Origin of the sequence: Neofamilia massiliensis (assembly GCF_001299475.1) — a bacterium.
Classification (GTDB): Bacteria; Bacillota; Clostridia; order Tissierellales; family Peptoniphilaceae; genus Neofamilia; species Neofamilia massiliensis.
The window spans coordinates 839,825-859,021 of sequence record NZ_CYUJ01000003.1; the positions used below are offsets into that span (position 1 = coordinate 839,825).

The 19,197-nt window shown below is 35.8% G+C and carries 21 protein-coding genes; 4 read left to right on the forward strand and 17 right to left on the reverse strand.

Translation table 11 applies throughout. From position 1 onward, the window contains the following. Positions 1 to 2: 2 nt before the first annotated feature. From BN2667_RS08380 to BN2667_RS08410, 7 genes are all read right to left on the reverse strand, one after another. Entirely contained in the window at positions 3 to 878 is an 876-nt protein-coding gene (locus BN2667_RS08380) for a hypothetical protein (protein WP_054252872.1), read from the reverse strand. Beyond that, positions 868 to 1,635: a hypothetical protein gene (locus BN2667_RS08385; protein WP_054252873.1), complete on the reverse strand. Its 768-nt coding sequence runs from the start codon at positions 1,633 to 1,635 to the stop codon at positions 868 to 870. The genes BN2667_RS08380 and BN2667_RS08385 overlap by 11 nt, the downstream gene beginning before the upstream one ends. Next, a complete protein-coding gene (locus BN2667_RS08390) occupies positions 1,628 to 2,311 on the reverse strand; it encodes an ABC transporter ATP-binding protein (RefSeq protein ID WP_054252874.1) in 684 nt (227 codons plus the stop codon). Before BN2667_RS08390 ends, BN2667_RS08385 begins: the two co-directional genes overlap by 8 nt. 129 nt (positions 2,312 to 2,440) lie before the next feature. Then, the gene (locus tag BN2667_RS08395; protein WP_054252875.1) at positions 2,441 to 3,034 is read right to left on the reverse strand and encodes a hypothetical protein; all 594 of its coding nucleotides are present in this window, start codon (positions 3,032 to 3,034) and stop codon (positions 2,441 to 2,443) included. 160 nt (positions 3,035 to 3,194) lie between these two features. Beyond that, positions 3,195 to 3,932: a YfjL-like protein gene (locus BN2667_RS08400; protein ID WP_054252876.1), complete on the reverse strand. Its 738-nt coding sequence runs from the start codon at positions 3,930 to 3,932 to the stop codon at positions 3,195 to 3,197. Positions 3,933 to 4,053: 121 nt separating this feature from the next. Next, the gene (gene rbr, locus BN2667_RS08405; protein WP_054252877.1) at positions 4,054 to 4,647 is read right to left on the reverse strand and encodes a rubrerythrin; all 594 of its coding nucleotides are present in this window, start codon (positions 4,645 to 4,647) and stop codon (positions 4,054 to 4,056) included. 161 nt (positions 4,648 to 4,808) lie between these two features. Next, the gene (locus tag BN2667_RS08410) at positions 4,809 to 5,639 is read right to left on the reverse strand and encodes an exodeoxyribonuclease III (RefSeq protein WP_054252878.1); all 831 of its coding nucleotides are present in this window, start codon (positions 5,637 to 5,639) and stop codon (positions 4,809 to 4,811) included. Positions 5,640 to 5,747: 108 nt separating this feature from the next. Between BN2667_RS08410 and BN2667_RS08415 the strand changes: the two genes are divergently transcribed. The 3 genes from BN2667_RS08415 to BN2667_RS08425 all read left to right on the forward strand — a co-directional run bounded on the left by BN2667_RS08415 (position 5,748) and on the right by BN2667_RS08425 (position 8,901). Continuing rightward, positions 5,748 to 6,641 (forward strand): RluA family pseudouridine synthase, encoded by an 894-nt coding sequence (locus BN2667_RS08415; protein WP_054252879.1) that lies wholly within the window; start codon positions 5,748 to 5,750, stop codon positions 6,639 to 6,641. Positions 6,642 to 6,711: 70 nt separating this feature from the next. Further along, on the forward strand, positions 6,712 to 7,563 hold the full coding sequence (locus tag BN2667_RS08420) for a pirin family protein (protein WP_054253023.1): 852 nt from the start codon (positions 6,712 to 6,714) through the stop codon (positions 7,561 to 7,563). Positions 7,564 to 7,629: 66 nt separating this feature from the next. Continuing rightward, positions 7,630 to 8,901, forward strand: coding sequence for an amidohydrolase (locus BN2667_RS08425; protein ID WP_054252880.1), 1,272 nt, complete (start codon positions 7,630 to 7,632; stop codon positions 8,899 to 8,901). A gap of 66 nt (positions 8,902 to 8,967) precedes the next feature. Here BN2667_RS08425 and BN2667_RS08430 read toward each other — a convergent pair whose 3' ends face one another. The 10 genes from BN2667_RS08430 to mnmE all read right to left on the reverse strand — a co-directional run bounded on the left by BN2667_RS08430 (position 8,968) and on the right by mnmE (position 18,585). Continuing rightward, positions 8,968 to 9,669, reverse strand: coding sequence for an HAD family hydrolase (locus BN2667_RS08430; RefSeq protein ID WP_054252881.1), 702 nt, complete (start codon positions 9,667 to 9,669; stop codon positions 8,968 to 8,970). 26 nt (positions 9,670 to 9,695) lie between these two features. After that, positions 9,696 to 10,628 carry a DUF4268 domain-containing protein gene (locus tag BN2667_RS08435; protein WP_054252882.1) on the reverse strand — a complete coding sequence of 311 codons (933 nt, stop codon included), beginning with the start codon at positions 10,626 to 10,628 and terminating at the stop codon, positions 9,696 to 9,698. A gap of 210 nt (positions 10,629 to 10,838) precedes the next feature. Next, positions 10,839 to 11,474, reverse strand: a complete 636-nt coding sequence (locus BN2667_RS08440) for a cyclodeaminase/cyclohydrolase family protein (RefSeq protein WP_054252883.1) — start codon at positions 11,472 to 11,474, stop codon at positions 10,839 to 10,841. A 9-nt stretch (positions 11,475 to 11,483) separates the two neighbouring features. After that, complete coding sequence (locus tag BN2667_RS08445) at positions 11,484 to 12,308, reverse strand: PhzF family phenazine biosynthesis protein (protein ID WP_082380237.1); 825 nt, start codon at positions 12,306 to 12,308, stop codon at positions 11,484 to 11,486. Then, the gene (locus BN2667_RS08450) at positions 12,305 to 13,147 is read right to left on the reverse strand and encodes a ParB/RepB/Spo0J family partition protein (RefSeq protein ID WP_054252885.1); all 843 of its coding nucleotides are present in this window, start codon (positions 13,145 to 13,147) and stop codon (positions 12,305 to 12,307) included. Before BN2667_RS08450 ends, BN2667_RS08445 begins: the two co-directional genes overlap by 4 nt. After that, a complete protein-coding gene (locus BN2667_RS08455) occupies positions 13,137 to 13,913 on the reverse strand; it encodes a ParA family protein (RefSeq protein WP_054252886.1) in 777 nt (258 codons plus the stop codon). Before BN2667_RS08455 ends, BN2667_RS08450 begins: the two co-directional genes overlap by 11 nt. Before the next feature lie 144 nt (positions 13,914 to 14,057). Further along, on the reverse strand, positions 14,058 to 14,600 hold the full coding sequence (locus BN2667_RS08460; RefSeq protein WP_054252887.1) for a hypothetical protein: 543 nt from the start codon (positions 14,598 to 14,600) through the stop codon (positions 14,058 to 14,060). 32 nt (positions 14,601 to 14,632) lie between these two features. Then, positions 14,633 to 15,343 carry a 16S rRNA (guanine(527)-N(7))-methyltransferase RsmG gene (rsmG, locus tag BN2667_RS08465; protein ID WP_075967915.1) on the reverse strand — a complete coding sequence of 237 codons (711 nt, stop codon included), beginning with the start codon at positions 15,341 to 15,343 and terminating at the stop codon, positions 14,633 to 14,635. Continuing rightward, positions 15,336 to 17,228 carry a tRNA uridine-5-carboxymethylaminomethyl(34) synthesis enzyme MnmG gene (mnmG, locus tag BN2667_RS08470; protein WP_054252888.1) on the reverse strand — a complete coding sequence of 631 codons (1,893 nt, stop codon included), beginning with the start codon at positions 17,226 to 17,228 and terminating at the stop codon, positions 15,336 to 15,338. The genes rsmG and mnmG overlap by 8 nt, the downstream gene beginning before the upstream one ends. A gap of 10 nt (positions 17,229 to 17,238) precedes the next feature. Next, positions 17,239 to 18,585, reverse strand: coding sequence for a tRNA uridine-5-carboxymethylaminomethyl(34) synthesis GTPase MnmE (gene mnmE, locus BN2667_RS08475; protein ID WP_054252889.1), 1,347 nt, complete (start codon positions 18,583 to 18,585; stop codon positions 17,239 to 17,241). A gap of 146 nt (positions 18,586 to 18,731) precedes the next feature. Here mnmE and BN2667_RS08480 point away from each other — a divergent pair, with 146 nt between their 5' ends. Then, positions 18,732 to 19,169, forward strand: a complete 438-nt coding sequence (locus tag BN2667_RS08480; RefSeq protein ID WP_054252890.1) for a GNAT family N-acetyltransferase — start codon at positions 18,732 to 18,734, stop codon at positions 19,167 to 19,169. The last annotated feature ends 28 nt before the right edge of the window (positions 19,170 to 19,197 follow it).

A 19,197-nucleotide genomic window follows, 5' to 3' on the forward strand; every position in this document is an offset into this window, starting at 1 on the left:
GTCTACTCCATAAAATCATCTAAGCTTTTGCTTAGGTCAAAGGTCAGGTCTTTTAGCCTGCCTTGGTTTTCTAAAATTTCTACTTTTAAGGCACCTGCCATATAGAACTTGCTTGTGTTCTTGGGAAAAATTCTAGAAAATTCACCATTTCTCTTTTCTTCCTTAAGGTCTAGGACCTTATTTTCTACAAATCTGGCAGAGCCTTCAACTACTTCCATTATAGCAGAGTTTTTCCTGTAGATAGTATATTTATCCTGGTCTAAGATAGATTTTACATAGGCATCTAGGTCTTTTTTTGCTGACAGGTAAAGGTCTTTGTTTCCTCTGTCTCTATATTTTACTAGGCCTTCTAGGTAATTTAGGTAAAAGTCTTGGTAGGCCTGGTCATCGTCTAATCTATTTAAGATTTCCATAAATTCTGCCTGGTTCTTTTCTTCTTGACCTTCTTGAAAATCGTCGTCTTCTAGACCATGGTCCATTTGATAGCAGTGAAAGGCCTCGTGGGCCAGCATGGCTATATAGGAGTTTTCCAAGGACTCTTTGGACTTGCTTTCCAGGCCTAGAAGATTTCTAAAGTCCTTTATTGGCAAAACTTTTATATGAGGCCCATCGTCTGTATTTATAGCTGAAAGTGCCAAGGGATAAAGGGGATCTTGGCTAGTGATTTCTCCTTTATTAAAGCTATATTCAACACTTCCATAGTTGACGTCAACTGGGTAGCTGGCAGGCTCAAAACCCACATAAAGGCTATCCCCATCTAAGGATCTGACCTTTTCAATTGCTGCCAGGTTCTCAGGGTCTATGGTCTTAGGCCTAGTCATATAAAGTCCACTAATAAGCAAAATCCCCGCTAGAATATAGATAATTTTAGTCTTCATTTTTTGTCACCCCATAAATTATTAACCCAAGGATACCTACAAGAGTCCAAATATAAAAGACAGAAGAAAAAAGTAAGTTCCAAGAGGAAAATTCTCCGAAAAACAAGTCTCTAGCTAGGGTCCCAAAGGTTGAAATCGGTGGCAGGGCCTTGAGCAAAGTTCTTAGAGTATTAGGAAAAATTCCTCCTAAGTTGCCTAAAACTATGTTTAAGACTCCTTGAAGAGCCCCTAGAAAAACTAAAAGGACTCCAAGAAGATTTAAGGCCAAGGGACTTATAAAAAAGCTTAGAATTGTAGTGAAGATGGCTACAGACCCTACAGCCAAAAGATAAACTCCTATGGCGAGAATAAAGTTTATTAGACTAGTTTGAGGTTTTTTTATAAATAGAGAAAGAGCCAATGCCAAAATTAAAACCCCTGCCATTTGAAAGGAAGTCAGTATATTAGCTAGGCTTAATCCCAGGTATTGGTCCTTTTTCTTTAGGCCATGGAGGCTTAGAAGGTTTGAAAAATATCCAGCCTTGTGATTTTTTACACTTGGGGCACAAAGGCTAACAGTTCCTATAGCTGCTAGGGTGCTAAGGACCTTCCATTGAAAGCCGTACTGGGCATAGTCAGAGCTTATATCAAAGTTTTGGTTGGTGGAAAAGGTCATAAAGGAAACAATAATCGTCACAAGAAAGCCTAAAATTCCAAATACTAGGAAATTAGACTTTTGTCTGCCTTCTCTCAATTTAAGTCTTAGAAAATTATTCATGGTCTTGGTCCTTTCTATTTTTTTCTACTGCTAGGTCCATAAACATTTGTCCTAGAGATTTTTCTTTAAAATCTACTTGGTCAAAAGTCTGATAAAGTCCTGGCCCCATAATAATTAAGCCCTGGTCGCACACTTGCTCTACATCTAAAAGTAGGTGGGAGTTGAGGATAAGGGTCTTTCCTTGTGACTTAAGCCTTTTAAAAAGGTCTGCCATTAGCCTTTGGCCAAAGTAGTCAAGGCCAGCTGTTGGTTCGTCTAAAAGCAAGATGTCTGGGTCGCCTACTAGGGCCTGGGCCACTCCTAGCCTTTGTTTCATTCCCTTGGAATAATTTTTTATCTGGGTCTTAGACTTAGGGTCTAGGCCAAGAAGGTCCATAAGGTCTTTGGAGTTTTCTTTAGATTTTCTAAGGCCAATAAAAAAGTCTAAAAGTTCATCTCCCCTTAAAAATTCTGGAAATTCAGGACTTTCAGGAGAATAAGCCAGGCTAAGTCCATTAGGAATTAGAATTTGACCTGAATAGTCTTTGTCCCAGCCTAGAATTAATTTCATTAAAGTTGTTTTTCCAACTCCATTAGGTCCAATTAGGGCAAAAATCTTCCCAGGGTCTACTTTAAAAGATAAGTCCTCATAGAGAATCTTGGATCCAAAAGATTTATTTAAATTTTTAACTTCCATTTGATCACCTCAAGGACATTATAGGAGATCAAGCTTACTAGCCCCTTAGCTAAGGCTTAAATTAACCTTAAATATGATTTTTTACCACAAAAAAAACGGCAGACTAGGTCTACCGCTAAAAATTTTTATTTATTTTACAAGGTCTAAGCTATCTTCTAGAGCCATTCCTTCTCTACCAGCATCTCCTTTTGCTTCTTCTGTTGCAAAGTCGTAAAGAACTTCTCCGTCTTTAACTACTACAAGAACGTTCTTTGCATAAAATGGGTTTAGAACTTTAATAATTGGTTGTCTAGTGTCTTCCTTGCCTTCATAGGTCTTTGAAGCTGCTACTAGCGATTCTACAAAGGCATTCCAGTCAGTTTTATCAGCGTCTTCGCCATAAGTGTGGGCCTTAACTTCATCAGCTACAAGATTGTAGTCTGTGTCGTTTCTTTGTTTTAAAGTAAATTCACAAGTTTCTGCGTTAAAGAAAATAACAAAGTTTCCAGTAAATTCGCTATCAATTTCTTTAGCTACTTCTAATTCGCCTTCACTGATTAGTGACTTGTCAAGTCCTGCGATGAATTCTGATTCTGTTCCTTCTTCTGCTACTTCTACTTCTTTGTTTTCTTGGTTTTCAGCTACCACTGCATTTTCTTCTGCAGGTTTTTCTTCTTTTGCTGCTTCTTGGTTACAAGATGTTAATACTAGCATAAGAGCTAGGGTTAAAAATAGTTTTTTCATTAATATCCTCCCAGATTTATTTAATAATTTGGGCCAATTTCTCCTTTATTTTTTGGCGCCGACTACCATTATAACAAGGGACCCTATACTTGTCAAAAAATTGTCTATTTTACAGCGCTAGTAAAATTTATTTCAAAATATTAAAATTTATCTGGGGTTTTTAGTCTTCTTTTGGCCCTTGTTGAAGGTTATTAAGATCTTCTAAGGCCTCCAAATCTCCTGCCCTAACTAGATCTACTGGCACATTAAAAACTGAAACAGAATTAGCCCAAGACTCTGCGTCACTATCTGCAGTTTTATTTGCCTCTGGAACTAAGATTACAGAATAATCTGCTGGCTCAAAGTTAGTTGTCATTAAAAGGCTGTCAAGGTCTTGAAGAATTTTCATACACTGGTCTAGGCTAGGTTCTTTGGAGTAGGCCCTAGCTGTAGCAATTATTTTAAAGGGGAAATTTTCAAGATCTACTTCTTGGTCTAGACTTAAAGTATTTTCATAGTCCTCACCTTCAGCTATGTCTAAGCTTATATCATAAGGCTTATTATTTTTTTCTTTTAGGTCGTCTCCATAAGAATAAAGAGCCATAAAAAATCTAGTATAGGTGTTAAATAGTATTGAGTCATAGCTATCATTTTGAAGTCTACCAAAAGAGTCAAAAGACAGGCTAAAGGCTGTATCCTCGCTAGCCTTGTCTTGAAGTTTAACTTTATAATAACCATCTTTGAAATTATAAAAGGCCCTTTGTCTTTCAAAATCATAAGACGGATAAGTCTCTTCTATATATTTATCAGCAGATTTTTCAGCAAGGAGCCTAGAAAGAGGATTGCCAAAAAATGCAAATATATATACTAGGACAATGACTAAAGCTATAGCTGTAAGTATTTTTAAAGTCTTTTTCATTTTAACCTCCATTTTTTTAGTATAACATAGTTAAATATTTTTAAGGTTAAATTTTAGTAAAAAAACCTGGCCTATATGCTAGGTCAGGTTTCTTGGATTTAATGTCTTATTTTCTAATATTTTATTTTACTAGGCCTATTGCCATAAAGTATCCTTGTGGGTGTTTACATGCAGGGCATACTTGTGGAGCTTCTTTGCCTTCGTGGATGTAGCCACAGTTTAGGCATTTCCAAATTGTTTCTTCGTCTTTTTTAAACATTTCTCCTGCTTCTAGAGTATCTAGAAGAGTTTTATATCTGTCTCTGTGGTGTTCTTCTACTTCTCCTATTTCTGTAAAAGTCTTTGCTACGTCGTCAAAGCCTTCTTCTTTTGCGATTTTTGCAAATTCTGGATACATAGATTCAGCTTCTTCATTTTCGCCATCAATAGCGCCTTTAAGGGCAAGTTTTGTGTCCTTAAAAACTACTGGAAAAGCTGTATAGTCAGGGTTTAGTTCTATTGCTTCGTTTTCAAATTCTTCTTTTAAGTACTTGTAAAGTGTGTTGGCGTGAATTCTTTCGTTGTCAGCTGTTTCTTCAAAAACTTTTGCTATGTGTTTGTAACCTTCTTTGTCAGCAATATGTTGAGATAGTGTGTATCTTTGTGCTGCTTGAGATTCTCCTGCGAAGGCTGTTATTAAATTACTAGCTGTTTTTGTTCCTTTTAGTTTTTTCATTATACTTACCTCTTTCTTTTTATTATACTACTATTATATAACATTTATAACCCTTTACAAGTGGCTTAAACACTGGCTTTGTTGATAGTTGTTATCATTTGTCTTGCTATTAAATAAGAGATAGGTAGAAATTTACTTATCTCTTTTTGCTTTTTGATTTTTTAGATTTCTATTTCCAATAGGATAGGAGTGTGGTCTTGCCTGTCTCCAGAGTTTACCATTTTTGATTCTACTACTTGGTCTTTAATCCTGTCACTTACTAAAAAGTAGTCTATCCTCCAGCCTGAGTTGTTGATTTTAGATGTTTTAACTCTTTGGGCCCACCAAGTGTAGGCTCCTTCTACGTCTCCGTGGATTTGTCTAAAGGTGTCTGTAAATCCTTTGTTTAAAAGGTTAGTAAAGCCTTCTCTCTCTTCGTCTGTAAAGCCTGGAGACATTCTGTTGGTTTCTGGGTTTTTCAGGTCAATTTCTTTGTGGGCGACGTTAAAGTCTCCTGTTGCTATTACTGGCTTTTTTTTGTCTAAGTCTGCTAGGTAGTTGGCATAGCACTTGTCCCATTCTTGTCTTTCTGCTAGTCTCTTTAGGCCATCTCCAGCATTTGGAGTATAAACTGTTGTAAAGTAATAGTCTTCAAATTCTAAAGTTAACATTCTTCCTTCTAGGTCCATTGGGTCTGGGGCACAAATATGAGGAACTGTAATTATTGGTTGGAAGGATTTTTTGTACAAAATCATTGTGCCTGCATAGGACTTTCTAGCTCCTTCTCTAGATGATGTCCAGACGTGGTCATAGGCTGGAAAAAGTTCTTCTAGGATTTCTAGGTGCTTTTTTGTAGGTCCCTTGGCTGGAAGTTTGGTCTCTTGGATGGCAATAAGGTCTGGGTCATAGGATTTTATTGTATTTAGTACTTCTCTTGACATTATAGCCCTATTTGAGTCACTAGTAAGGGCTGCATTTAACGAATCTATATTCCATGAAATAAATTTTTTCATTCTTCCTCCTAAAATTTTTCTTCTTATTATAGTATAGCAAATATAAATGTTTTTATAAAATATTTCTCCAGGCTTTGTGATAAAATGTTTTTATACAAGGAGTAGTTTATGAATGTTTATGATTTTTCCTATGATTATATAGCCTTTAAAACTGAAAAACCTTGTAGTCTTTTTTCTTTTTTAAAGGACCAAGGTTTGTCTGATAGGTTTGTTAAGAATGCTTATAGAAAAAATTTAATAAGGGTTAATGAAATGGACCCTCCTCATTTTGGATCCTTAAAGAGAAATGACCTGGTTAAAATCTACTATGAGGACGAAAATCCAGACCCTTATGTTGAAGATTCAGCTGACTTAGATATTGTATTTGAAAATGAAAATTTCCTTCTAGTAAACAAGCCTGCTGGCCTTGCTGTCCACCCAACTTTTTCCCGCCAAGACCAAACCCTCTATGGAAAACTCACTGGCTATTATAAGAAAAATAATATTTCCAGATCCATCCACCTAGTCAACCGCCTGGATATAGAAACTTCAGGTCTTATTCTTGTTGGGAAAAATCCACTTTTTCAACAACAGCTGGCTAAGTCCTTTATAGAATGCAAGGTCAAAAAAGAATATTTTGCCTTGGTTGAAGGAGCTTTTGAAAGAGAAATTTTTGTAGATAAAAATATTTTAGATGGAAAAGATTTAAAAATGAGAAGGACTGTCGATCCTAGGGGAAAAAGTGCTAGGACGAAATTGGTCCCTGTTTTTTCTTCTAAGGCCTATTCTCTAATTAAGGCTTTTCCTGAAACTGGCAGAACTCACCAAATTCGAGTCCACCTAGCCTACCTTGGCCATCCGATTTTAGGGGACAGTCTTTATGGTGGATCTAGAGACTTGATAGGAAGGTCTGCCCTACATGCTGAAGGGCTTGAGTTTTTAGATCCTTTTACAAAAAAGCCTATGTCTTTTAAGGCTTCTCTACCAGCTGATATGCAGACTTTAATTGACATCTTGGTCTAAAGTTAGCCTTGTTTATTTAGATTTTTTAAGGGCAAATAATATTTATAGCACTAGAACTAAAGAGGTTTTTATGAATAGAAAATTAAAAGAAGTTGTTATAGGTAGACCAGGAGTTGACGGGGCTGGAGTATCTCTTGTTCATGTTCTTTCAAGAAGAACTTTAAAGGATGCTGACCCACTTTTGCTTTTAGATGCCTTTAGATCAGACAATCCTGACGACTATACTGCAGGCTTTCCTATGCACCCTCACAGGGGTATAGAGACAATTTCCTATGTCTACAAGGGCACTATGGTCCACAAAGACTCTTTAGGCAATGAAGATGCCGTTAATGATGGCGGTGTCCAGTGGATGACTGCAGGGTCTGGAATTTTACACGAAGAGATGATTCCTGAAAGACTCTATTTACTAGGAGTCCAACTTTGGCTAAATTTAAAGGCCAAGGACAAAATGGTCCACCCTGCCTACCACAATATTTCTGACATTGAAGAAATCCCCTTTGATGGTGGATATGTAAGACTCTTAGCAGGAACTTACAAGAATTTTCAAGGTTTTCAGTCTGACTACAAGCCTGTAACTTATTTAGATGTTCACATTAATCCTGGCGCCAGCTTTGAAATTGACCTTGAAGGGGACGACTCAGTTACTCTTTTTGCCTTAATTGGAGGAGCCTATGTTGAAGGAGAAGAAATTCCAAGCTTTGCTGCAGGCCTGCTTGGAGATGAAGGCAATAAGTTAGTGATTGAAAATAAATCGGAAGAAGAAGTGGCTATACTCTTTTTCTCTTCAAAGAGAGTAGAAGAGCCTGTAGCCTGGCCTCCTGGACCAATTGTTATGAACACCCAAGAGGAAATTGACCAGGCCCATAGGGATCTTAGAGAAGGAACTTTCTTAAAAGAAAAAATTACTATGGATAAAGAATAAATAGGATCTAGGCTGGTAAGCTGGCCTAATCTTTTACATAATACTTATTAAAATAAGGAGACTCAAATGGAAGATATTAAAGTCCTAAGAAGGGACTTTCATAAAATTGCCGAACCTGGCTGGATGGAGGTCCAAACTACAATAAAAATTATTAAATACTTAAAAGACCTAGGTTTTGACCTACTTTATGGCAAAAAAATCCACGGTCAAAGACTAGGCCTAGGAGATAAAAGTCTGCTAGATGCTTATGTCAAATCTTTAGATTTAGGGGACATAGATTTTGATATATCAGAAATTCTTCAAGGCTATACTGGTTGTGTTGGGATTTTTGATACTGGTAGACCAGGTCCAGTTACAGGCCTAAGGGCAGATATAGACGCCCTAAATTTTGAAGAAAGTAAAGACAAAAACCACAGGCCTAACAAGGAAGACTTTAGAAGCCAAAATTCATTTGCCGTTCACGCATGTGGTCATGACGGCCATATAGCCATAGCCTTAAATACCTGCCAAAAAATTGTAGAAACCAAGGACCTTCTTTGTGGAAAATTTGTTGTGATTTTTCAGCCTGCAGAAGAAGGGGTTAGAGGCGGCCTTTCAATGAAAGACTTAGATCTTTTAAATAACCTTGACTATATCCTTGCAGGCCATTTAGGTATGGGTTTAAAATCTGGTGTTTTAGGGGTAGGAACAGAAAAAATCTTAGCCTCTCAAAGTTATGACATTGACCTTTTTGGTAGGGCAGCCCATGCTGGAATGGCGCCAGAAGAAGGTAGGTCTGCAATTTTAGGAGCAGCTGCCTTGACTCTAGGTCTTCACAGTCTTTGCCAGTACAAGAATGCTTCTAGGGTTAATGTTGGAGTCCTTAGTGGAGGGACTGGGAGAAATGTTGTTGCTCCTAGGGCCTCAATGAAGGTAGAAATTCGAGCAGACAACAATGACGACATAGAAGACCTGGCCAAAAGGTTAAAGGCTATGGTTGACGGAACAGCAAAGGCCTATGAATTAACTTATGACCTAAGACCAGTAGGCTACTCTCAAAGTTTTTCTACTAAGTATCCAGATTTTGTAGACCAATGTGGGACCTATTTAAAGGCTCGAGGTTTTAAGGTCCTTTTAAGGCCAGAATTTAATGCCAGCGAAGACGTAAGTATATTTTTAAATAAGGTTGAAGAAAATGGAGGCAGGGCCATCCACTTTATTTTTGGCTCAGACTTAAAAGCTGGCCACCATAAGGAGTCCTTTGACTTTGATGAAGGCACTCTGTCTATGGCTGTAGACGTATATGTGGCAATGATTGAAAAATTAAACAGCCTAAATTTTAGACTTGAAACTATCTAGCTTAACTAAATTTTAATATATAAAAAGCCTTCTAAGAAAACTTAGAGGGCCTTTTTGCTTTTGTCTTTAATTATTTTTATTAATTTTTTCTATTAGACTTTTAACTTGTCTAAGATCACTAATTTCAAAGTCTACAAGATCCTTGTCTATCTTTAGGTTTTTTGGATTGTAGAATATGGTTTTTATGCCACAGTTTTTTCCCAGCTTCATATCTGATGTTAGAGAGTCGCCTATAATTATATATTCTTCAGGGATCGAGTCTCCTACATGGTCTAGGACACTTTGAAAAAATCTTGGATCCGGTTTTTCATAGCCTATTTGATCAGAAATAAAAATACCATCTAGGATTTGGTCTAGGCCAGATTTTTTTAACTTACCCTTTTGGGCGGTAATAGTCCCATTGGTGGCAGCAAATTGCTTATAAGTTTTCTTTAAGTCCAAGACCACTTCTAAGCCATAGGGACTAAAGGCAGCCACTGAGCCAAGGTGCTTTTGATAGCTTTTATTAAAGGCTGGAATACTGGAGGTGTCTAGCTTATAAAGATCAAAGGCCTTATAAAATCTTCCCTCTAAAACTTGAATTTTTTCAAGCTCTTTCCTTTCTAATTTCTCCCAAAATTCCTTGTTGATTTTCCTATAATCTTCTAAAAATTTTTGCCCTGGCCAAGGCAAGTCAAACTCTTTAAAGCTAGCCCTTAAGGCCTTTTCCTCAGCCAGAGAAAAGTCAAGTAGGGTCCCATCAATGTCCCAAAGTATATATTTAATCATAAAGTCTCCTTGTTAGGTAGTTCTTCCTATAAGTATTTTGAAAATACATTTCTAAATTTTAAAGCTCTATTTACAGTTTCACCCATTAATTGTGGATAATTATCTTTTTTATTAAAATTCAACCCTTTGATATAAGAAATAATTCTAGAAGCTTTTTTGTCATCTAATTTTTGCCATTCCAAAGTAAGGCCAATTTTTGCTTCTATTTCATCCTTATCGGCGTACAGTTCATCGAATAAATCTTTATTATCATTAATATATAATTTAACTCCTATACTTCTATTTTTATTGACTAATGTAATGCTTATGTGAGCTTCACTTGTTCCTACAGCTATATTGTACCAATGGTCAGTTGTAGCCTTTCTAATATTAAAAGGCTTGCCATTGTTTACTAAATATTGGTTAAACTCTGTCCAAAAATTAAGTCTTTCAGCCTCTGCTTTTGATAGCTCTCCGTCTTTTATTGTCTTGCTATATTTTATAAAATCATTTGGTTTTTCAATTACTTTAAACATAGGTGCTGGAAGTGAATCTCCAATAGTATAGGCTTTTATTTCCAATAGAAAAAAAGAAATATCTTTAACCATATTATTATTTAGCCATTCAATAGCACTCTTATGCTCTTCTCTAGCTTCTCTAACTATCCAAATAATAACATTTGCATCTAAACCTGATGCATAAGTTATTATTTTCCCTAAGTGGTCATGATTTGTTGAATCTAATTGGTTTTCAATTATGATTTTGATGCCAGTAGTCTCATCTATTGCCAGCAGATCACATCTATATGAGCCGACATAAACTTCCTTATCTATCTCTGTAAGAGTTAAACCTACTGTCTCATTTAAAAGTTCTATATTTTCTTTTTTAGACAACCAATTTGAAAAATCATATTGCTCATGGGCCCAAAGAGATCTAATATCTACTTCTCTCAACCTTCCAAGGACTAAATTCTCAGTCATTTTATCAACTCCATTTATATTTTAGCTCCATACTTTTCTTTAGTATAATATAAATTTGTTTGTTGTTTCAACTAATATAGTTTAATAAATATAAATCCAATTAATCTTTTATTATGTAAACTCTGGATTATAATTTTTTTCTTTATCAAAAAACCCTAGGCTGATGATCTTCTAGCTTAGGGCTTTTCTTTTCTATGTTTACTTCAATTTTTACATTCTGTCGTAAACTATTTCCATTACTTCTGTTCTTAGGTCTTTGGCTGTGTTCATTAGTTCTGCCATTTCTTTGTAGGCAGCTTCTTTATAAGCTTCGTCTTTTATACTGTTTAGGTTAATTCTTACGTTTAATAATGAGCCTTCAAGGCCTGCGTATACTAATAGACAGCCTACTCCAACGTCTGAGATGGCATTAATTGAGCCGTGGACTGCCATGGTCTTCATTAGTTTTAATGAGTCTAGGCAAAGTTTAGCAGTGTGTAGTGGTACTTCCATGGCTTTTTTGTAGCCTTCTTGAATTGCTGCTGACCTGGCCTTTTTTTCTTCGTCTGTTTCTTTTGGCATTTTAAAGGCTTCCATTACTCCATCAAAGGCCTTAGTGTCGTCTTCCATGGCTACTATAAGTTTTTCTGTAAGGTCTACAACTTTTTCAGCTGTGTTATCAAGTTCTAGCCTAGCTTCTTCATCTAGTTCTCTGTAGACTTTTTTGCCATTTGTAAGGTTATAAACCATTGAGTTTAAGGCTGATCCTATTGATCCTGCTAGGGCTGAAACTGAGCCACCACCTGGTGTTGGTTCGCCTGAAGCTGTAAGATTAACAAATTCTTCTACTTTAAGTTCCTTTAACATTTAATCCTCCTATATATTTAAAATTCCTTCTGCAAAGATTCTTGCATTCATTTTTACATGAAACTCTTCTTTGTCAATTGTTGTTTCCATAATTGAGTATTGGCCTGAATTTAGTAGATGACAAATGTTCTTTATGTCCTCTCTTTCTATACCTCTTTCTAAAAGGTATTTCACTATAAAACCTAGTTGGTGTCTTGAGTCTACTAGGTCTTTAGAGTTTATAGACCTGCTTACATAAAAGAATACATTTTTAAATTCTTTGTCGTAGTGGACTAATAATTTATCTTCTTTTAAAGCAGATGGACCGCTAAGTTCTTTTCTAAGTTTAGAAAATTCTAGTGGGTCTTCAGTAAAAATTACCTTGCTTGCAAATTTTTTGTCTGTAGTTTCTATAAATACTTCTTTGGTACTTAAATTATCTTTTTCTTCTATATTTACTTGAGGCAGGTCTATTTGGTGACTTACTCCTACAGTTTTCATGTCCTTGTAGGAGATTGATACCTTAGATGTGTTTTCTGGGTCACTTATTTTTATTTCCTTCTTCCCTTTTTCAATTTCTCTAATAAAGGAAGATTTTATCAGGCTATAAACTGCAGCAACTTCTGCGTAAAAGCAGTCGAACATTTCCTTTTTAGCTGAAAAAACTCTCATGTCCAAGTCGTCAGATACTGAAGACCTTATAAATACTGTCCTATACGCATTAAATAGTTTTGCTGTATTTTGCATTTGCTCGTCGGTTAGGCTACTTCCACTGTCAATTATAACAGGTATACCCACTCCTTTAAGCTTTTCCTCTCCGAGGATTTCTATATTAAAAAAATTGTATTGCATCATTCACCTACTATTATTTCTATAAGTCTTTGAAGGTCTTCATTGTCATAGTAATTTATTGAAATAACCTTCCTGTCATCGTCTATTTTTACCTTTGTCCCTAGAGAATTTATAAATCTCTCTTCTATTTCTTCTAAAAAGATATTGGTCTTTTTTACTTTGGTTTTTTTCTTTTTCTTTTGGGTCAAATCTTTAACTGTCAGACTGTTTTTAACTATTTCCAAAGCCTTTTCATATTGGGCATCCTTGTCCTGGATAGATAATAGCTCCCTTGCTATAGAATATGAGATTTTTCCATCTTTTAAAAGTTCTAAAACCCTGTCATCTAGCCTTAAAAGTCTAATTGTGTTAGATATATATGGTCTTGACTTTCCCAAGCCCTTAGCTAAGTCTTCTTGAGTGAGTTCATATTTTTCAATAATTGACTTATAGGCCAAGGCCTCTTCGTACGGGTTAAGGTCTTCTCTTTGAACATTTTCAATTAGAGAAATCTTTTCTCTTTGAAAGTCATCTAAGTCTTTAATTATTGCTGGTATTGTATTCTTTCCAGCAAGCTTTGAGGCCCTATATCGCCTTTCTCCTGCTATAATCTCATATTTATCATCTAGTTTTCTAACAATTATAGGTTGGATAACTCCATAGCTTTCAATAGATTTAGCCAGGTCTTTAAGCCTATCTGGATCAAAGCTCTTTCTAGCCTGGTCTTCATTTGCAGTAATATCTTTTATATCAAGGTCTATTACTTGATCTTTTTTTTGTGGCTTAATAAGGTCTTCTAAGTTGTCTTTGTCTTTTATAAAAACGTCTAACCCTCTTTTTAAGCCGCCTTTTTTATTTGTCATCGCCGTTCACCCTATTTAATACTTCCTTTCCCAAAGCCTTGTAGTTCCAAGCCCCCTTTGATAGTGAATCATAGTCAAAAATTGCCTGGCCATAAGATGGAGCTTCTGCTAGTCTTACATTTCTCGATATAATTGTTTTAAAGACCTTGTCAGAAAATACTCTCTTTATTTCATCAAATACGTCTGTGGCCAATCTAGTTCTAGCATCGTGCATAACAACTAAAACTCCTAAAATCTCTAGGTCTTGATTATAATTGTTTTGTACCATGTGAATTGTTTCTAGAAGCTGACTGGTTCCTTCCAAGGCATAAAATTCTGATTGAACTGGAATAATTACATAATTACAAGCAACTAGTGCCATTAAAGACAAAATACCTAAAGAAGGAGGACAGTCTATAATTATAAAGTCATAGGTATCCTTTATCGCTTCTATAGCGTCTCTAAGCCTAAAAGGCCAATCATCTTTTTCTGCTAATTCAATTTCTAATCCTGCTAAATCAATACCCCCAGCTATTAAATTTACATTCTTCGCTGAAGTTGTTACTGTCATATCCTCAGCTGTAGCTCTAGTTTGGATAAGGTCATAGACATTTAAATCTAGTTGGTTCTTATTAATACCAAAACCTGATGTTGCGTTCCCTTGAGGGTCCATGTCTATTAATAAGACTTTTTGTTTTTTTCTACCTAGGGCTGCACTTAAGTTAATAGATGTAGTTGTCTTACCAACTCCACCCTTTTGATTAAAAATTCCTATAACTTTTCCCATTTTTCACCTCACATCTTATTTTATCATAGAAGACTCTTTAAGTTAACAGTAAAAATTTATATTTAATAGATTTTACCGTCTAATGTTCCACGTGAAACATTTTGTTTTGTTTTTAAAAAGAAGACTAATGTTCCACGTGAAACATTAGTCTTCTTTACTTAAATTAAATATGTCTAATTGGTTGTCTAAAACTTCTTGTTTAGGTTTATTTATTTCTTTGTAATCTTCTTGATAGTCATCGTCGATGAATTCTTCCGTAGAATTTTTAAATAAAGATACTTGTCCTTTTATTTGCCTTATTGTCTTTGGCATGTCTAGAGTAATTTCATATGATGATGACTTGCTTTTAAGAGCTTCGTTTTTCGCTTGAAAAAGGTCTTCAAGTATAAGTTGATTTTCTTCTTCTCTGAGCTTATCTCTAATTTCTCTTTGTCTTTTCTTTTCTCTAAATCTTTCTACTTTAAAGTCCTTGTAATAAGACCAAAGGTAAAACATAAGGGTTAGTGTTGTTATAACCTTTATAGTCAACTGGACTCTGTCGTCAATATTTAAAAAATATGGAGTCCCAGCAAAATATGTTATTCCTATTATAGGGAATATATATTTTTTAAAAGCTTTTGGATCTTTTTTTATATCCCAGATGAAGAAAAGTAATATTGCTAGGTATATTATTGTTCTAATAATCATTTTATCTTCCTACTTTGTTCCACGTGAAACATTTATAGTGGTTTCTTTTTTATTTGTCCAAAGTTTCTAGGATACTTCTTTGGACATGGTTTTACTTTTTTTATAACTACTAATGACCTTTGGTTGTCATCTTGAGAAAGGTCAAATTTTATAAGATCTTTTATTTGACCTCCTAGAGTTTCTATAGCCTTTGTGGCTTCAGCAACTTCTTCGTCAACGTTTTTTCCCTTCATAGCTACAAAGTATCCGCCAACTTTAATAAGGGGTAGGGCAAGTTCTACTAGCATATTAAGTCTAGAAACAGCCCTTGAAGTACCTAAATCATAAGTCTCTCTTAGTCTTGAATCTTTACCAGCTTCTTCGCCTCTCATATGAAGGGTGTGAATATCCTTTAGGTCCATTTGTTCTATTACAGAGTCTAAAAATATTAGTCTTTTATTTAGTGAATCTAGAAGGGTAATGTCCAAATCAGGGTTAGCAAGTTTTAAGGGTATTCCTGGAAAACCAGCTCCTGTTCCTAGGTCCACAAGCTTTTTAGCTCCATAAAATTCTTTTATCTTAAAAAGACATAGGGAGTCTAGAAAGTGTTTTAAGTAGACTTCATCTTCTTCTATTATATTAGTAAGATCTGTTTTTTCATTTCCAACTTTTAGTAGTTGGTAAAACTTGTCAAAGTCCTGATAATTTATATTAAGATCAATAGCTTGGTCTTTTAAGCCTTTTTCTAAAATTTCTTTAGGCATTTTTTCTCCTTTGTTGTTCTAAATATATCAATAAAACATTTATATCTGCTGGGGATATTCCTGTTATCCTTGACGCTTGGCCTATTGATTCTGGTCTAAAGTCTTTTAGTTTTTGTCTAGATTCGTTTGATAGGCCTTTTACATCATCAAAGTCTACATGGTCAATTTTTTTATTTTCTAGTTTTTTAAATTGGCCAATTTGTATACTTTGTTTTTTAATATAACCTTCGTATTTTATTTCTGTTTCAATTTCTCTAGTAATAGACTTTGGTAAAACTGGTCTTTCTGGATCTATTGGGGCAGTTGAGTCGTAGGTCAGTTCAGGTCTACGAATTAGTTCTGCCAGGGAAAGAGCTGTTTTTAAGTCTGCTGAGTTTTGTGAGGCTAAAAACTTTTGAATATCTTCTCTTGGTGTAATTTTAATAGACTCAAGTCTAGCCATTTCTGTCTCTAAAAGTTCTTTCTTCTTTAAATATTTTTCGTATCTCTCATCAGTTACTAGGCCAATGTCTCTGCCAATTTGAGTTAGTCTCATGTCGGCATTGTCTTGGCGCAGGGTTAGCCTATATTCAGCTCGTGATGTCATCATCCTATAAGGCTCATCAGTTCCCTTAGTTACTAGGTCATCAATTAGAACTCCTATATAGGCCTGGGACCTGTCTAAAATCAGTGGGTCCTTGCCATCTAATTTTAAAACTGCATTTATTCCTGCCATAAGTCCTTGGGCTGCTGCTTCTTCATAGCCAGATGATCCATTAATTTGGCCAGCAAAGTAAAGGCCTTCAATGTCCTTATCTTCAAGACTTAGCTTTAAATTTCTAGCATCTATGGCATCATATTCAATGGCATAGGCACTGCGCATAATTTTACAGTTTTCTAGGCCAATAATTTCCTTATAGAACATATTTTGAACTTCTTCAGCTAGGGAAGAGGAGGCTCCTTGGATATACATTTCCTTGGTATTTAAGCCTTCTGGTTCAATAAAGACCTGGTGCTTGTTTCTGTCAGGAAAACGGGTAATCTTGTCTTCTAGGGAAGGGCAGTACCTAGGCCCAACTCCTTCAATATCTCCAATATACATGGCAGCTCTGTTAATATTTTCACTAATTATCTGATGGCACTTTTCAGTTGTATAGGTTAAATAACAAGGCTCTTGGTCCATATCAAATTTTTTGTCAAAGTTCATAAAGGAAAATGGAACTATTTCTTCGTCGCCGTTTTGGATTTCCATTTTTGAAAAGTCTATTGAGTCTCTGTGGACCCTGGCTGGAGTTCCTGTCTTCATTCTCCTAAGCTTAAATTGTTTGCCCATTGACTTTGATAGGTCAGATGCTCCCTTTAAGCCGTCTGGACCAGATTCGTAGTTTAGTTCTCCTATAAAGACCCTGCCTCCAAGGTAGGTACCTGTTGCTACAATTACAGCCTTGGCCCTGTAAATTCCACCGTTTAAGGTTCTTACGCCAGTGACTTTGCCATCTTCTATAAGCAGGTCAACAACTTCTGCTGCCTTTAGTTCTAGGTTTTCTGTGTTTTCTAAAACTTTTTTTATTTCTTCATGGTAGGCCCTTTTGTCAGCTTGGGCCCTGAGAGAGTGGACTGCTGGTCCCTTTGAGCTGTTAAGCATTTTTGATTGGATAAAGGTCTTGTCTGTGTTTATGCCCATTTCTCCACCTAGAGCGTCAATTTCACGGACCAAGTGTCCCTTGCCAGTTCCTCCAATATTTGGATTACAAGCAAGTAGGGCAATGCCATCTAGGTTTATAGTTAAAAGGGCAGTTTTTTTACCAAGTCTTGCTCCTGCTAGGCCAGCTTCAACTCCAGCATGGCCTGCACCTACAACTACTAGGTCATAGTCCCCATATATATAATCTTTAATTTTTTTCATATTTCGTCACCTATTTTCCAATACAAAATTCTGAAAATATTCTATCTAATATATCTTCGCCAATACTTTGGCCAGTAATTTTTCCTAATTCTTCTATACAGAGATTAAGATCAACCTCAACTAGGTCTAAGAAGACATTTTGTTCAAGGTCTGAAATAGCTGAATTTAAATAGTCATAGGCCTTGTTTAAGTGGTCTAGCTGCCTAATATTAGACACATAAGACTCAGATGAAGAATAAATTTTTTCATCAAAAAACAAGTCTTTAATTAGGTCCTGTAAATCTTCTAGGCCCTTATTTTCCTTAATAGATGTTTCTAAGACCCTGTAGTCCTTTAGGGCATCTTTATCAATTTTTTGGCCTAGGTCTACCTTGTTTATAATTAAGATTTTTTCCTTGTCAGCAGCTGCCTTTATAATGTCTAAGTCTTCGTCATTTAAGCCAGTTGATCCATCTAAGAGAATTAAAACTAGGTCAGCTTGAGAAATTTCTTCTCTGGCCTTAGTTACTCCAATTTGCTCAACTTGGTCTTCTGTGTCTCTAATGCCTGCTGTGTCTATTAGTGACAGGGCAAGGCCGTCAAGGTCTAGGGTTTCTTCAATGGTGTCCCTAGTTGTTCCAGGTATGTCTGTTACTATGGCCCTATTTTCTTTTAAGAGGGCATTTAAAAGAGAAGATTTGCCTACATTTGGTCTGCCAATAATTAGAGTTTTAATTCCTTCTCTAAGGACCTTGCCTCTTTGACCTGACTTAATTAAAGAGCCGATCTCATCTAAAATTTCTCTTAACAAGGAAACTTTTTCTTCATTGGTTAAAGTGTCATTTTCATCCTCAGGAAAGTCTATTTCTGTAATAGTTGAGGCTAAAACTGTTATTAGGTCATGGTGGATTTTTCCAACCTTTGATGAAAGGGAGCCTTCAAGTTGTTTTAAAGAGTTGTCATAGGCCATTTTTGTATTTGAATCAATTAGGTCTAAGACTGCCTCCGCCTGAGTTAGGTCCAGTCTACCGTTTAAAAAGGCCCTCTTAGTAAATTCTCCAGGCTCTGCTAGGGAGGCGCCATTTTTTAAAAGAGTATTTAGTACCTCTCTAACTGCAACGATGCCCCCATGGCAGTAAATTTCTACTACATCTTCACAGGTGTAGGTCCTTGGTCCTTCCATATATACTGCTAGAACTTCGTCTACAGTTTTGTCTCCATCTATAATATGACCATAGGTCATTTGTCTATTTTTAAGGTCTTTTTTGTTGGAAAAGACTTTTTGTAAAATATTTAGTGAATCGTCACCAGTCATTCTGACGATTCCAAGGCCAGCCCTACCAACCATGGTAGAAATGGCACAGATAGTATTTGTCATAATTTTCCTCTTTCATAAAAATTCTATCTATTTCTACTATTATAAAATAAAAACTTATAAACATAAAGGCTAGAATTTCGTATATAATATAGTAGCTATAAATTATACACCACTTAGACCGAGAATAAAAATATAAAGGATGAAAAATGAACTACAAAAAATTGACTAAAAATTTGCTGGACCTAGTAATAAAAGAATACATAGACTATTACAATGATCTAGAAGATGGAATTTGGACCTACGATCTTTCCTATAAGAGAATTTCTCAAATTATGACTATGGAAGACTCACTTTGCCTGGTCCAATATGATGAGGACAGGCCTGTTGGTTTTTTAATGGCCTATTATATGACCTATGACGACTTAGTTGGACTTTTTATAGAAGAAATTTTAATCTTTAAAGACCAGCAGAGGAAGGGCTACGGCAAGGCCTTTATGACCTATGTCCAAGAGCTTGCCAAAAAAGAAGGAGCCTCTATGGTTGAACTAATATCTGTAAATGACCAGGCCCACCTAGAATTTTACAGGTCTCTAGGCTACTACAAGGCTGACAACTTAGTTCTTATGGGCAAGGACCTAGAATAAAAACATCCCCTAAAAGTCTGTAATTTTT

Excerpts from the sequence above, each read along its gene's own strand:
- BN2667_RS08395 (WP_054252875.1), bottom strand. The coding sequence starts at position 3,034 with ATGAAAAAACTATTTTTAACCCTAGCTCTTATGCTAGTATTAACATCT.
- BN2667_RS08455 (WP_054252886.1), bottom strand. The coding sequence starts at position 13,913 with ATGGGAAAAGTTATAGGAATTTTTAATCAAAAGGGTGGAGTTGGTAAG.
- BN2667_RS08450 (WP_054252885.1), bottom strand. The coding sequence starts at position 13,147 with ATGACAAATAAAAAAGGCGGCTTAAAAAGAGGGTTAGACGTTTTTATA.
- BN2667_RS08445 (WP_082380237.1), bottom strand. The coding sequence starts at position 12,308 with ATGATGCAATACAATTTTTTTAATATAGAAATCCTCGGAGAGGAAAAG.
- BN2667_RS08435 (WP_054252882.1), bottom strand. The coding sequence starts at position 10,628 with ATGACTGAGAATTTAGTCCTTGGAAGGTTGAGAGAAGTAGATATTAGA.
- BN2667_RS08415 (WP_054252879.1), top strand. The coding sequence starts at position 5,748 with ATGAATGTTTATGATTTTTCCTATGATTATATAGCCTTTAAAACTGAA.
- BN2667_RS08460 (WP_054252887.1), bottom strand. The coding sequence starts at position 14,600 with ATGATTATTAGAACAATAATATACCTAGCAATATTACTTTTCTTCATC.
- mnmE (WP_054252889.1), bottom strand. The coding sequence starts at position 18,585 with ATGACAAATACTATCTGTGCCATTTCTACCATGGTTGGTAGGGCTGGC.
- BN2667_RS08480 (WP_054252890.1), top strand. The coding sequence starts at position 18,732 with ATGAACTACAAAAAATTGACTAAAAATTTGCTGGACCTAGTAATAAAA.
- BN2667_RS08390 (WP_054252874.1), bottom strand. The coding sequence starts at position 2,311 with ATGGAAGTTAAAAATTTAAATAAATCTTTTGGATCCAAGATTCTCTAT.
- BN2667_RS08440 (WP_054252883.1), bottom strand. The coding sequence starts at position 11,474 with ATGTTAAAGGAACTTAAAGTAGAAGAATTTGTTAATCTTACAGCTTCA.
- mnmG (WP_054252888.1), bottom strand. The coding sequence starts at position 17,228 with ATGAAAAAAATTAAAGATTATATATATGGGGACTATGACCTAGTAGTT.
- rbr (WP_054252877.1), bottom strand. The coding sequence starts at position 4,647 with ATGAAAAAACTAAAAGGAACAAAAACAGCTAGTAATTTAATAACAGCC.
- BN2667_RS08425 (WP_054252880.1), top strand. The coding sequence starts at position 7,630 with ATGGAAGATATTAAAGTCCTAAGAAGGGACTTTCATAAAATTGCCGAA.
- BN2667_RS08420 (WP_054253023.1), top strand. The coding sequence starts at position 6,712 with ATGAATAGAAAATTAAAAGAAGTTGTTATAGGTAGACCAGGAGTTGAC.
- rsmG (WP_075967915.1), bottom strand. The coding sequence starts at position 15,343 with ATGCCTAAAGAAATTTTAGAAAAAGGCTTAAAAGACCAAGCTATTGAT.
- BN2667_RS08380 (WP_054252872.1), bottom strand. The coding sequence starts at position 878 with ATGAAGACTAAAATTATCTATATTCTAGCGGGGATTTTGCTTATTAGT.
- BN2667_RS08410 (WP_054252878.1), bottom strand. The coding sequence starts at position 5,639 with ATGAAAAAATTTATTTCATGGAATATAGATTCGTTAAATGCAGCCCTT.
- BN2667_RS08385 (WP_054252873.1), bottom strand. The coding sequence starts at position 1,635 with ATGAATAATTTTCTAAGACTTAAATTGAGAGAAGGCAGACAAAAGTCT.
- BN2667_RS08400 (WP_054252876.1), bottom strand. The coding sequence starts at position 3,932 with ATGAAAAAGACTTTAAAAATACTTACAGCTATAGCTTTAGTCATTGTC.
- BN2667_RS08430 (WP_054252881.1), bottom strand. The coding sequence starts at position 9,669 with ATGATTAAATATATACTTTGGGACATTGATGGGACCCTACTTGACTTT.